Source organism: Myroides odoratimimus, assembly GCF_004337635.1.
Lineage (GTDB): Bacteria > Bacteroidota > Bacteroidia > Flavobacteriales > Flavobacteriaceae > Flavobacterium > Flavobacterium odoratimimum.
In genome coordinates this window covers 3,453,270-3,465,446 of record NZ_CP037427.1, presented here as the reverse complement: position 1 = coordinate 3,465,446, position 12,177 = coordinate 3,453,270, and the positions used below count along the sequence as shown (strand labels likewise).

The following is a 12,177-nucleotide window of genomic DNA, read 5'->3' as shown; positions in this document are numbered from 1 at the left end:
CTTGGATCGCTTTATTATTTTGGTTATAAAAGAATCGTTATGCGTTTTAGTTTATTATTGTTTTTATTTTGTTGTCTATCTTGTAATGGGGTAGTAGAGAAAAAAACGAAAGAGACAAACTATTTTGAAGGTTATGCTGAGGCTATTGATAAAGAAGTTTATCTAGACAGTATTGCTACTTTAATCATAAAAAGACCTAATGACTCTTTGACTAGAGAAGCACTCTTAAGATTAGCTAACCGTTACGAATGGATAAAGCGGGATAGAAAGGTTAAGAAAAATCTAGAAAAACTGTATACTTACTCAAAACAACAAGGAGATACAGCACATATAGCCAAGACCTATTGGTATTTAGGAGATTATTACGATAGGAAACAAATTTTAGATAGCGCTTACTTTTATTATCTCAAAGCGGAGAAACTTTATGCTTTACAACAAGATAGTATCAACTGGGCTAAAATGCTTTCTTATAAAGCAGGTGTTTTACACGATACAGGGATTTATACAGAGAGCGAGACCACGATAGCCCAAGTTCTACAAGTGTTATCCAAACAAAAAAACACAAGACTTATCTATGAAGCCAACTTCCAAATGGCTTCGGTACTAAAAGAACTGAAAGAGTACAGAGTAGCTCTAGAGTATTATGTAAAAATACCAGAATTGCTAAATAGGTTAGAAGAAGAAGGATATGATAGATATAATTTACAACGCTCCTGGCTATCGTATTATAATAATCTAGGAGGCTATTATCAAGAAGTAGGTAATTTACAAGAAGCCAAAAATTACTTTCAGATTGCGCTTAGAAACCAGTATGTTGATAGTTTTCCACGATTAAAAGCGATGGTTTTAAATAACTATGGATATAATCAGATGCTCCTTTGTGAGGATACTAAGGTGATCCAATCTACACTAGAATCTGCTTTGGAGATTCGTACCCAGATTAATCATAAACAAGGCATTGTCGCTAGTAAAATAAGAATAGCAGAGCTAAGTCTTCTAAAAAAAGATACCATAGCGGCTTTAATTCTCATGAAAGACGCTTATGCTATGGCGGCAGAGGATAGGAATCTTTATGAGTTAATCGAAAGTCTAAAGTTTTTATCCGAATACGATGTAAATGACAAAGAGTTTTATACCACTATTTATCTCAGAACCCAAGATAGCATAAGAACTCTAGAGCGTCAGACTAGAAATAAATTTGCCCGTATTGAATATGAAACAGGAGAAATAGAAAAGAGAAATGATCTTTTAAAGCAAAGAAATACATATTTAGGAGGAGTCATTTTGCTTGTCGTCTTACTGTCTATTGTGTTTTTTATTGTGCTTAGTTTGCAAATGAAAAACAAAAAACTCTTATATCAGCAAAAAGATCAACAGGCTATACACCAGATTCAAGCTTTGCTTTTACAACAACAAAGCATAACCTATAAGGCAAAAAATAAACAAAGAAAACAAATAGCCAAAGACCTACATGACTCTATTATTAATAGAGTGTTTACGGTGCGTATCAATCTCGGACAATTGTCAACTGATCAAACTAAAGAGAAAGAAAAGTTAATCGATCAATTAACACAAATCGAAGCGCAGACCAGAGCCTTATCTCACAATATGCATAAGACCTTGTTTAATCAAGAGCAAGACTTTAGCTTAGTACTTGAGAATTTAATATTAAGTCAGAAAAATCCATTTCAAACTGTTTTTGAGTGTTCTATTGATAGACTTATTAATTGGGATTTTTACACCTGGTATCAAAAAGCACAGTTATACCTTATTGTACAAGTATTGCTTCAAAATGTAAATAAACATGCTCATGCGAGTAAGTGTTTAGTTATTATTCTTTTAAGTGAACAGCATATTGTAGTTAAAATTCATGATAATGGTATTGGTATTGATACCAAGAAAATAAATAAAGGATTGGGTTTTAAAAATATAAGGCATCGACTACAATCTCTACAAGGAAAAATGACTATCTCTACCCTTAATCAGATGACAACGATTAGTTTAGAAATTCCCTATAGTGAAAAGGAAGTATAGTTTTATTTTGTTGTAATTTTTATAAATTTAAGATTGTGTAGTTCTTTTTTATTCCTAAATTGCTTTGTAATTTTTATAAAACGCCTATATGACCATATTACTAGCCGACGATCATTTTATGACTTTAGAGGGGTATATTTCTATTTTAAATAATGAATCTAATACGTATATAAAAGCCCAAAACTGTGAGGAACTCTATAAACAGATTCTTGGCTTAGAACAGCTTGATGTAGCTATTATAGATTATGATATGCCTATATATAAGGAGCAAAATATATCCTCAGGTTTAGACTGTACAACCTTGATTAAAGAGCGCTTTCCTAAGTGTAATATTATTCTAATTACAGCCCATGAGGAAGCACTTATTCTTTATAGCATTTACCGAAATAAAACAATAGATGCCTTGATTGTAAAATCTGATTTTTCAGCCAAGACTTTACAGGATTTGATTCTTAATGATAAAGGACCGGAACTTTTTTACAGCCCTATTGCCAAGGAGTCTATCAAAAAGGTAATCGCTAAAAATACACTTCTAGACCCTAAGAACAGAGAGATTTTAATGTATTTATCTCATGGATATAAAATTACGCAGTTAGAGAGCTTTGTATTTTTAAGTACAAGTGCTATACAAAAGCGAATAAGTAAAATGCTACATGAGTTTAATGTAACGGATTATCAGGAATTAATTCAAATAATAAAACACAACCAATTGCTATAGTATTTTAAATATATTGATTTATAATATATTACTTGAATTTAAGGATAAAAAGTGATTTTATTGGTATATTTTTATTTATAACTAATATTTAGACTTTAAAGGGGTGGAAATGCTTGTTTTTTTAACACTTGCTGTAGGTTGACTTCCGTTTTAGTTAATTGTCTTGTTGTCAGTTTTTTATATTGATTTGATGTTGTTAAATTTATGTTATTATAAACCAAAACAATATTGATAATATGAAATTACACCACAAGATCCTATTAGGGTCATTCATCTCAGTAGCACTGGTATCATGTAATACTAATGACAATGATACAGCAGTAAATGATAGTACTAGTGGATTAAAAGAATTAAGAGCAGTACCTAAAGCGGATATTGTTTCAGGATTTGAAGGAGCGAAAGTCTGTAAAGATGTTTATCCTAAAGGAACAGATCCAAGAGGAGCTGTTGTTAGAAGTACAAAGTGGCCTAATGGAAGTGTTATTACTGTAGGACTATATGGAGGTACTCCTTATGTTCGCAGTAAGGTTAAGCAATACGCGCAGGAGTGGTCTAATTATGCCAATATCACTTTTAATTTTGTGGAAACTGGAACTCCTCAGATTCGAGTTACTTTTACCCAAGGAGCAGGATCGTATTCTTATTTAGGAACACAAGCCCTTAGTATTCCATCTAATGAAGAAACAATGAACTTTGGTTGGTTTGATAATTCGACTAGCGATGCAGAGTTCAGTAGAACAGTTATCCATGAGTTCGGTCATGCGCTAGGAATGATACACGAGCATCAACATCCTTTAACGAATATTCCATGGGATAAAAATAAAGTGTACGCTTATTACGCTGGTTATCCGAACTATTGGAGTAAAAATGATGTGGATAACAATCTTTTTGCAACCTATTCAACTACGCAAACTCAGTATAGTGCTTATGACACGCAGTCGATTATGCATTACAGCATAAGCAGTGCTCTTACTACAAATGGATTTAGTGTAGGAAATAACTCTGTTTTATCAGCAACAGATAAACAGTTTATTGCAACAGTTTATCCAAGAAACTAAAGTATATACATTAGGTTAGTTTTAATAATAGTCTACCTTACCCTAGTGTGAGGTAGACTTTATCTATTTATGACAATGAATAAAAGTTACTTTCTATTACTTTTTTGTATTCTTCCTTTTTTAATACAAGCTCAAGCCAAAAGACAACCCTCTTCTATCTCACCTTATGTAAATTGGAGTGAAGAAAACTTGAATTGGAATATAGCAGGCAATGAACAAGGACAATACCCTAATGTATTATCAGAATTAGATTGGCGCGATCTTCGCGGACCTTCTGTAGGTGTTGAATCTGTTATCTCTCTTTCATCGAAATTTCGCTTAAAAACAGACCTAAATTACAAGGAGATAACAAGAGGAACTGTGAAAGATACAGATTATGCAGGAGACAATAGATTCCTAAAAACCTCTGAACTTGATTTACAAGCAGATAAAGGTCATTCTTTTTACACACGTATTGAATTATCCTATTTGCTATGGTCTAATCATCACTTTTATTTTAATACCCATATTGGGTATTATGGTGCCTATCAGACTCTTTATATGTTAGATGGAGATGTCCCTCTTATAGAAGGCAAAAAATTAAATAGCACCTATAAACCTCAATCTCATGGAGTCATCATGGGATTAGAAACGAATTTTATTCATCAGAATTGGAATGTAGATTTTGATATTAGCGCTATATATCTACCCTCTTACACTGCTAAGGCAACTTGGAACCTCCGAGAAGAACTTAGACAGCCCACCAGTTTTAAGCACAAATCTAAGGGAGTGGGGTGGAGGACAGGATTACATATCGGCTATCAGCTCACACAGCGCATACAACCTTTTTTCTCTGTTCACTATACCCATACAAAAATAAATAAGGGAACCGATAAGTTATTTAAGGCAAATGGAACAACTCATACCGCCCAATTAAATGAAGTTCATTCAAACAGTTTAAGCATAGGGCTAGGAGTGAAGGTATTTTTAGATTCCTTATAAAAAATAATTGTTTTCTTAAAAAGTAAGAACACCCGGTAGTTGATAAAAAATAAGACAATAATTTTGAATTTTTTATTTAGCGTTTTATTACATAAATAATTTAAAGGGTATTAAATATACCACACAAGAGGATTATATCCTCTTTTTTTATTTTTATCAATCCATAATAAAACTTTTAAAAGGCTATTTAAAGTCAATTAAAGACTGAGCATACCAAGTTTTATTAATAGATAGTTTTCCTGGGACATTTGAGCTAAGATATTAAGCAAACAGCTTAATAAATAACTTATAAATGTCAAATTTTATGAAAACAAAAACATTTCAAAAATTAGTATTGTTAGGTCTAACATTACTTTTATCAAGCAATCTTTTTGCTCAAGGAAACGGAATAGCAGGTATCACAGAAGCTACCCAGATGGTTACTTCTTATTTTGATCCAGCCACTAAACTTATCTACGCTATTGGAGCTGTGGTTGGTCTTATTGGAGGGGTAAAGGTGTATAACAAATTCTCAAGTGGTGATCCCGATACAAGCAAGACAGCTGCAAGCTGGTTTGGAGCTTGTATCTTCTTAATTGTAGCGGCTACAATTCTAAGATCATTCTTCCTTTAAAAGATACTTATATGAAAAAGTATAGTATCAATAAAGGCATTGGAGCAAGCGCAGAGTTTAAAGGACTCAAGGCTCAGTACCTGTTTTATTTTGCAGGTGGACTATTAGGAAATCTAATTCTTGTTATGGTTTTGTATATGGCTGGGGTAAACAACAAAGTTTGTTTAGCCCTTGGTCTTGGACTATCGGGGTATCTTGTTTACAAAGTATTTTCATTAAATAAGAAATACGGCCAGTATGGTCTTATGAAACTTCAAGCCAGAAAGTACTTTCCAAGGTATATCATCTCAAGAAAAGATCTTAGAGGGTATTTAAGTAGAAACTTAAAACTAAGACACTATGAGAAATACAGCTAAGACAAATACATTAGAGCGGATGTTTCCAATTCTATCAGTGGAGAACAACTGTATTGTCTCAAAGCAAGGAGATATCACGGTTTGTTATAAAGTGATCTTACCTGAGATATTCACCATCTCAGATAAGGAGTATGAGACTATTCACAGCCTGTGGCATAAGGCTATAAAAACGCTTCCTGAGTTTACTGTGATTCACAAGCAGGATTGGTTTGTAAAGGAAAGTTACCACGCTGATTTTAAAGATGCAGAGCAAAGCTATCTAAGTAGAAGCTTTGAGAGGCATTTTAATGAGCGTCCCTATCTGAATCACAGTTGTTATTTGTTTATCACTAAGACCACTAAAGAGCGAATTAAAAGTCAAAGTAACTTCTGTTCACTTACAAGAGGAGAACTCATCCCTAAAGAGATTAGAGATAAAGACACTATTCAAAGCTTTTTAGAAGCGACTACACAATTAGAAAAGATAGTAAATGACAGTGGAATAATTCACTTAACTAAACTTACGGAAGAAGATATTATCGGCTCAGAAGATAAAAGCGGGCTCTTAGAGCAGTATTTAACGCTAAGTCCCAGTAAAAGAGGTAGTCTTCAAGATATAGCTATAAGTAGCGATAAGGTTAGAGTAGGAGATAATAATCTTTCTTTACATACCCTTTCAAACACAGAAGATCTTCCTAGTGAAGTATCGTGTTTATCAAGTTATGAAAAACTATCAACTGATAAAAGCAGTATGGCTTTATCGTTTGCAGCGCCTGTTGGACTCTTGCTTAATTGTAATCATATCTACAATCAGTATTTGTTTATAGAAGATAGTGATTACAATTTAAAACAGTTTGAAAAGTCGGCCAAGAATATGCACTCTCTTGCTAGATACAGTAGAGCGAATCAAATAAACAAGCAGTGGATAGAAGAGTATTTAAATGAAGCGCATAGTAAAGGTCTAATATCCATTAAAGCTCATTTTAATGTAATGGCATGGTCAGATAACCCAAATGAGCTTAAACAGCTTAAAAATGACTGTGGAAGCGCAATCGCTTCTATGGAGTGCGTACCAAGACACAACACAGTGGACGTCCCCACACTTTACTGGGCAGGTATGCCAGGAAATAGCGCAGACTTTCCAAGTGAAGAGAGCTTTTATACTTTCATAGAACCTGCCTTATGCTTTTTTACAGGGGAGACCAATTATCAAAACTCACTATCTCCTTTTGGAATTAAAATGGCAGATAGACTAACTGGTAAACCGATTCATTTAGATATCTCCGACCTACCCATGAAAAAGGGAATTATCACCAACCGCAACAAGTTTATCTTGGGACCATCAGGGAGTGGTAAGAGTTTTTTTACCAATCATATGGTAAGACAGTATTATGAGCAAAACGCTCATGTGCTCTTAGTTGATACAGGAAACTCCTACCAAGGCTTATGTGAATTAATTAAAGGCAAAACAAAAGGGGAGGATGGAGTATACTTCACCTATACCGAAGAAAACCCAATTGCGTTTAATCCTTTTTATACCGATGATGGGGTATTTGATATTGAAAAAAGAGAGAGTATTAAAACGCTCATTTTAACGCTTTGGAAGCGCGATGACCAGCCTCCCTCACGATCGGAAGAAGTTGCGCTTTCAAATGCTGTTAGTGGATACATCCAAAAACTTCAAAGCAGCGATATAAAACCAAGTTTCAATACTTTCTATCAGTACATCAAAACAGATTACAAAACTGAGTTAGAAGAGAAACAAGTTAGAGAAAAGGATTTTGATCTGGCAAACTTTTTAAATGTACTTGAGCCTTACTACAAAGGCGGGGAGTATGACTATCTATTAAACTCAGAAAGTGAGCTTGACCTTTTAAACAAACGCTTTATCGTTTTTGAGATAGACTCAATCAAAGAGCACAAAATTCTTTTTCCCATTGTGACTATTATCATCATGGAAGTGTTTATAAATAAGATGAGGCGTCTTAAAGGACAGCGCAAGCTAATCTTAATTGAGGAGGCGTGGAAGGCCATTGCTAAAGAGGGGATGGCATCGTACATTAAATATCTTTTTAAGACCGTTAGAAAATTCTTTGGAGAGGCAATAGTAGTTACCCAAGAGGTAGATGATATTATCCAATCTCCGATTGTAAAGGAAAGTATTATCAATAACTCTGATTGTAAGATTCTACTTGACCAGCGCAAGTACATGAATAAGTTTGATGATATACAAGCGATGCTTGGCCTTACTGACAAAGAAAAAGCTCAGATACTTTCAATAAACCTAAACAACAATCCTAACCGCCTTTACAAAGAGGTATGGATTGGCCTAGGTGGAATGCAATCGGGAGTATATGCTACAGAAGTAAGCTACTCAGAATACTTAGCTTATACCACAGAAGAGACTGAAAAACTACAGGTAATGAACCTGGCTAAAGAGCTCAACGGTAATGTAGAGATGGCTATAAAGCGTCTTGTACAAGAAAAACAGACTGAATAAGTAAATACGCTAACCCAACTTTTCTAAGGATAAAAAATAGTACTCAGTAGAGTAACCAATCAATTAAAACATAAAATATGAAAAAACTATTGCAGGTAGTTGTGGTAGCGATGCTACTAGTTCTACCAATAAAGAATTATGGGCAGTGGACAGTATATGATCCTGGAAATTTAGCCCAAGGTATTATAAATAGTGCTAATGAAATAAGGCAAACTTCTGCTACAGTTAGCAATGTAGTTAAAAACTTCAAGGAAGTAGAAAAAGTCTATAACCAGAGCAAGGAGTATTACGATAAACTCCAATCGGTTAATAACCTAGTTAAAGACGCTAGAAAGGTTCAACAGACAGTGCTTTTAGTAGGGGACGTTTCGGAGCTGTATGTCAAAAACTTTGGCAAGATGCTTAATGATCCAAACTTCTCTGCCCAGGAGCTTGTAGCTATTGCCAATGGATATTCCGTGCTTCTTCAAGAAAGCACAGAGCTTGTCAAAGAGCTTAAGCAGATTGTAAGTAGCTCAACCTTGTCTTTAAATGATAAAGAGCGCATGGATGTTATAGATAGAGTTTACAAAGAAGTAAAAGACTATCACAACCTTGTTAGTTACTATACAAGAAAAAATATTGGCATCAGCATCTTAAGGGCTAAAAAGAAAAATAATACCCAAAGGGTACTTGATTTATACGGTACTTCTAATCAAAAATACTGGTGAGTTATGGCTAGAGATAATCTTCATGAGGTTTTACAAAACCTCTATTACGATATGATGCCACTTACAAGTCAGATGGTATCTGTGGCTAAGAGCCTAGCAGGTCTTGGAGCGCTTTTTTATATCGGCATTAAAGTATGGCAAGCCTTAGCAAGAGCAGAAGCTATTGATGTGTATCCAATGCTTAGGCCATTTGCTTTGGGAATTTGTATTATGTTTTTTCCAACCCTTGTTCTAGGAACTTTAAACACGGTTTTAAGTCCTGTTGTAAAGGGAACGCATCAGATATTAGAAACCCAGGTTATAGATCTAACATCTTTACAAAAACAGAAAGATATTTTAGAAAAGGAGGCTATGCTTAGAAATCCTGAGGCTGCTTATTTAATTTCTGATGAGGCCTTTGATAAAAAACTTGATGAGCTTGGCTGGTCACCCTCGGATCTAGCCACTATGACAGGAATGTATTTAGAGAAATGGCAATATGATTTTCAAAAAAACCTAAGAGATGCCTTTAGAGAAATCTTAGAGATGATTTTTCAGGCTTCTGCTTTAATTATAGACACGATTCGGACCTTTTTTTTAATTGTGTTATCCATACTAGGGCCAATTGCATTTGCCATTTCTATTTGGAGTGGTTTTGAATCTACGCTCTTACAGTGGCTCACGCGGTATATAAGCGTGTATCTCTGGCTTCCTGTAGCGGATTTATTTAGCGCAATGCTAGCTAGAATTCAATCCTTAATTCTTGAAAGAGATATGCTATTGCTTTCAGATCCAAGTTTTATCCCTGATACCTCAAACACGATATATGTGATTTTTATGATCATTGGCATTGTGGGATACTTTACAATTCCTACAGTGACAAGTTGGATTATTCAAGCCAGTGGAGGCTCGGGCTTTCTTCGTAATGTAAATCAATCTGCGCTTAAAACAGGTAATATTAGCTCGGCGGCAGTTGGGGCTACCTCGGGAAATATAACAGGTAGACTAATTAAATAATTTAAACACTTTAAACATGGAATTTAAATCACTTCGAAATATAGAAAATAGTTTTGTGCAGATTCGGCTCTACGCTATTGTATTTGCAGTTGTTTGCCTTATAGTAGTAGGATTCGCTATTTACAAAAGCTATGATTTTGCTAAAGAGCAACGAGAGAAGATCTATGTGCTTGATAAAGGTAAATCACTTATGCTAGCTCTGTCTCAAGACGCAAGTATAAATAGGCCAGTAGAGGCAAGAGAGCACGTAAGGCGCTTTCACGAGCTGTTCTTTACTCTCTCACCTGAAAAATCAGCCATTGAGGGTAATATGCAAAGAGCGTTTAATCTATCTGATAAAACCGCCTTTGACTATTATAAAGACTTACTTGAAAAAGGATATTACAGCAGAGTCATTTCAGGAAATATTCAGCAACGAATTGAGGTGGATAGTATTAAAATAGATTTTAACACCTATCCCTATAAGACGCTAACCTATGCAACGCAGTATATCATACGATCTAGTAACCTAACTAAAAGAAATCTTGTTACAAGTAGTCAGCTTATCTCAGCTGTACGGTCTGATAATAACCCGCAAGGATTTATTATCGAAAAGTTTACAGTTGTAGAGAACAAAGACTTAGAAGTTGTTAAACGTTAAAAAAACAAGATTATGAAGAAGCTACAACTTTTAAGACATAGTTATTTAAGTAAACTACAAGCTTACTGGAATAACCTCTCTATAAAAAGACAACGAGTTTTATTACTTACCGCTTTTACTCTTTACACATTAGTTTGTCTTTTTATTGTAAAGACAAGTTTTAGCTCTAAAATAAAGCAGGCAATAAGTAGGGAGGATCAGAGTAATATAAAACCAGTTAAGTATTTGCTTAAAAGGCAAAAGATAGAATCACACTCAATTATTAAACTAAAATATTATGAATCAAGATCAGTTATCAAATAAAACCCACCAGATAGAGAAAGTACCCAAAGAAAAAAAGGCAATTCAAAATCTTATAGAAAAACACAAAAAGCACATAGTCTTTGCTTTAATGGGCATTGTCTTTTTAGGGGTAATGTACCTTTTGTTTAAACCCGAAGAAAAGGAGTTAATCTCTCATAATGATTCTGTTCCTGAGGCGATAACCAAGGGGATGCCAACAGATAAAGTAAAAGCTTATGAAAAAGAGCTATGGGAACAGAAAAAGCAAGAAAATGAAAATCAGATTCACTCCTTAGCAGACTATTGGAATGATTCGCAAGAGGAGTCTAATAATACTTACAATCACAAGGATTATAATGCGGAACCTACTTACACTCCTTATGAGAGGTCTTACGAGAACTACAAACAAAGCCAAGATGTACTTGGTAGTTTTTACAGTAGTAGTACTGAAAATTCTGAAACCGAAAATCTTAAAAAGCAAATACAAGAGCTAGAGAAACAATTAGAAGAAAAAGACACTCCAACACCTATTACTATGGATAATCAATTAGAACTTATGGAAAAGTCTTTTCAGATGGCAGCAAAGTATTTGCCAGGAGGTCAAAATCAAACTGAATTACCGTCTTCAAATAAGACTACAAACGCTAAAACAATTTCAAGTAAAAAACAGGTCATAACAATGCTTGATAAAACAAGTAAAGAGATTGTATCTTCACTGGTAAAACCAACAAGTTTACTAGATTTTTTACCTATTAATCCTAAATCAAATCAAACCTTTTATACAGCAGAAGGAGAACGTAAAACCCAGAACCATAAAAACAGTATAAGGGTAAGTATTAAAGAAAATCAGGTTATTATAAACGAAGGTTACATCAAACTAAGACTCTTAGAAAGAATCGTAATAAATGGGGCTCTGTTACCTGAATCAAGTACACTGATTGCTAAGGTAAAGGTAAACAGTGGCAGGTTAGAGCTTATTGTAAATTCTATTAAGATAGAAGAGACCATCATAGAAACAGAGCTTATCGGCTATGATAATTATGGGCAAAGAGGCTTAGAGGTATTAGACCTTCAAGAAATAAGCGCCTCAAAAGAAATCATTGCCAATATGGGACAAACAGCAGGAACGAGTATATCTATGAGTAGATCTGCTTCAGATCAAATTGCTTCAGATCTAACTAAAGGACTTATTCAAGGAGTATCTGGTTACTTTTCAAAGAAAGTAAAAGCCCAAAGAGTAACCCTAAAACAAGGACAAGAACTGTTTCTTGTACCGAAAGAATAACATTTAATAACCAAGTAAAACAAAT

The 12,177-nt window shown here is 34.3% G+C and carries 12 protein-coding genes; all 12 read left to right on the top strand.

Annotated elements, in window-relative coordinates:
- Positions 1–39 precede the first annotated feature (39 nt).
- Complete coding sequence (locus E0Z07_RS15690) at positions 40–2,034, top strand: sensor histidine kinase (protein WP_006258131.1); 1,995 nt, start codon at positions 40–42, stop codon at positions 2,032–2,034.
- 88 nt (positions 2,035–2,122) lie between these two features.
- The gene (locus E0Z07_RS15685; RefSeq protein ID WP_006258130.1) at positions 2,123–2,752 is read left to right on the top strand and encodes a response regulator; all 630 of its coding nucleotides are present in this window, start codon (positions 2,123–2,125) and stop codon (positions 2,750–2,752) included.
- A gap of 236 nt (positions 2,753–2,988) precedes the next feature.
- Positions 2,989–3,810: a M12 family metallopeptidase gene (locus tag E0Z07_RS15680; RefSeq protein ID WP_006258129.1), complete on the top strand. Its 822-nt coding sequence runs from the start codon at positions 2,989–2,991 to the stop codon at positions 3,808–3,810.
- A gap of 75 nt (positions 3,811–3,885) precedes the next feature.
- Positions 3,886–4,791, top strand: coding sequence for a hypothetical protein (locus tag E0Z07_RS15675; RefSeq protein ID WP_225581821.1), 906 nt, complete (start codon positions 3,886–3,888; stop codon positions 4,789–4,791).
- Positions 4,792–5,095: 304 nt separating this feature from the next.
- Complete coding sequence (locus E0Z07_RS15670) at positions 5,096–5,404, top strand: DUF4134 domain-containing protein (protein ID WP_036496719.1); 309 nt, start codon at positions 5,096–5,098, stop codon at positions 5,402–5,404.
- Between the two features lie 11 nt (positions 5,405–5,415).
- On the top strand, positions 5,416–5,760 hold the full coding sequence (locus tag E0Z07_RS15665) for a DUF4133 domain-containing protein (protein ID WP_006258126.1): 345 nt from the start codon (positions 5,416–5,418) through the stop codon (positions 5,758–5,760).
- Positions 5,744–8,239, top strand: a complete 2,496-nt coding sequence (locus E0Z07_RS15660) for a TraG family conjugative transposon ATPase (RefSeq protein ID WP_006258125.1) — start codon at positions 5,744–5,746, stop codon at positions 8,237–8,239. Before E0Z07_RS15665 ends, E0Z07_RS15660 begins: the two co-directional genes overlap by 17 nt.
- A gap of 77 nt (positions 8,240–8,316) precedes the next feature.
- Positions 8,317–8,949 (top strand): DUF4141 domain-containing protein, encoded by a 633-nt coding sequence (locus tag E0Z07_RS15655; protein WP_006258124.1) that lies wholly within the window; start codon positions 8,317–8,319, stop codon positions 8,947–8,949.
- 3 nt (positions 8,950–8,952) lie between these two features.
- Positions 8,953–9,945, top strand: a complete 993-nt coding sequence (traJ, locus tag E0Z07_RS15650) for a conjugative transposon protein TraJ (protein ID WP_006258123.1) — start codon at positions 8,953–8,955, stop codon at positions 9,943–9,945.
- 16 nt (positions 9,946–9,961) lie between these two features.
- Positions 9,962–10,585 carry a conjugative transposon protein TraK gene (gene traK, locus E0Z07_RS15645; RefSeq protein WP_006258122.1) on the top strand — a complete coding sequence of 208 codons (624 nt, stop codon included), beginning with the start codon at positions 9,962–9,964 and terminating at the stop codon, positions 10,583–10,585.
- Positions 10,586–10,597: 12 nt separating this feature from the next.
- Positions 10,598–10,888: a hypothetical protein gene (locus E0Z07_RS18320; protein WP_006258121.1), complete on the top strand. Its 291-nt coding sequence runs from the start codon at positions 10,598–10,600 to the stop codon at positions 10,886–10,888.
- The gene (gene traM / locus E0Z07_RS15635) at positions 10,863–12,152 is read left to right on the top strand and encodes a conjugative transposon protein TraM (protein ID WP_006258120.1); all 1,290 of its coding nucleotides are present in this window, start codon (positions 10,863–10,865) and stop codon (positions 12,150–12,152) included. Before E0Z07_RS18320 ends, traM begins: the two co-directional genes overlap by 26 nt.
- The last annotated feature ends 25 nt before the right edge of the window (positions 12,153–12,177 follow it).

What these genes read in the sequence shown, in the direction of transcription:
- E0Z07_RS15675 (WP_225581821.1), top strand. Translation starts at nt 3,886, where the DNA reads ATGAATAAAAGTTACTTTCTATTACTTTTTTGTATTCTTCCTTTTTTA.
- E0Z07_RS18320 (WP_006258121.1), top strand. Translation starts at nt 10,598, where the DNA reads ATGAAGAAGCTACAACTTTTAAGACATAGTTATTTAAGTAAACTACAA.
- E0Z07_RS15690 (WP_006258131.1), top strand. Translation starts at nt 40, where the DNA reads ATGCGTTTTAGTTTATTATTGTTTTTATTTTGTTGTCTATCTTGTAAT.
- traK (WP_006258122.1), top strand. Translation starts at nt 9,962, where the DNA reads ATGGAATTTAAATCACTTCGAAATATAGAAAATAGTTTTGTGCAGATT.
- E0Z07_RS15655 (WP_006258124.1), top strand. Translation starts at nt 8,317, where the DNA reads ATGAAAAAACTATTGCAGGTAGTTGTGGTAGCGATGCTACTAGTTCTA.
- E0Z07_RS15660 (WP_006258125.1), top strand. Translation starts at nt 5,744, where the DNA reads ATGAGAAATACAGCTAAGACAAATACATTAGAGCGGATGTTTCCAATT.
- traM (WP_006258120.1), top strand. Translation starts at nt 10,863, where the DNA reads ATGAATCAAGATCAGTTATCAAATAAAACCCACCAGATAGAGAAAGTA.
- E0Z07_RS15680 (WP_006258129.1), top strand. Translation starts at nt 2,989, where the DNA reads ATGAAATTACACCACAAGATCCTATTAGGGTCATTCATCTCAGTAGCA.
- E0Z07_RS15685 (WP_006258130.1), top strand. Translation starts at nt 2,123, where the DNA reads ATGACCATATTACTAGCCGACGATCATTTTATGACTTTAGAGGGGTAT.
- E0Z07_RS15670 (WP_036496719.1), top strand. Translation starts at nt 5,096, where the DNA reads ATGAAAACAAAAACATTTCAAAAATTAGTATTGTTAGGTCTAACATTA.
- E0Z07_RS15665 (WP_006258126.1), top strand. Translation starts at nt 5,416, where the DNA reads ATGAAAAAGTATAGTATCAATAAAGGCATTGGAGCAAGCGCAGAGTTT.
- traJ (WP_006258123.1), top strand. Translation starts at nt 8,953, where the DNA reads ATGGCTAGAGATAATCTTCATGAGGTTTTACAAAACCTCTATTACGAT.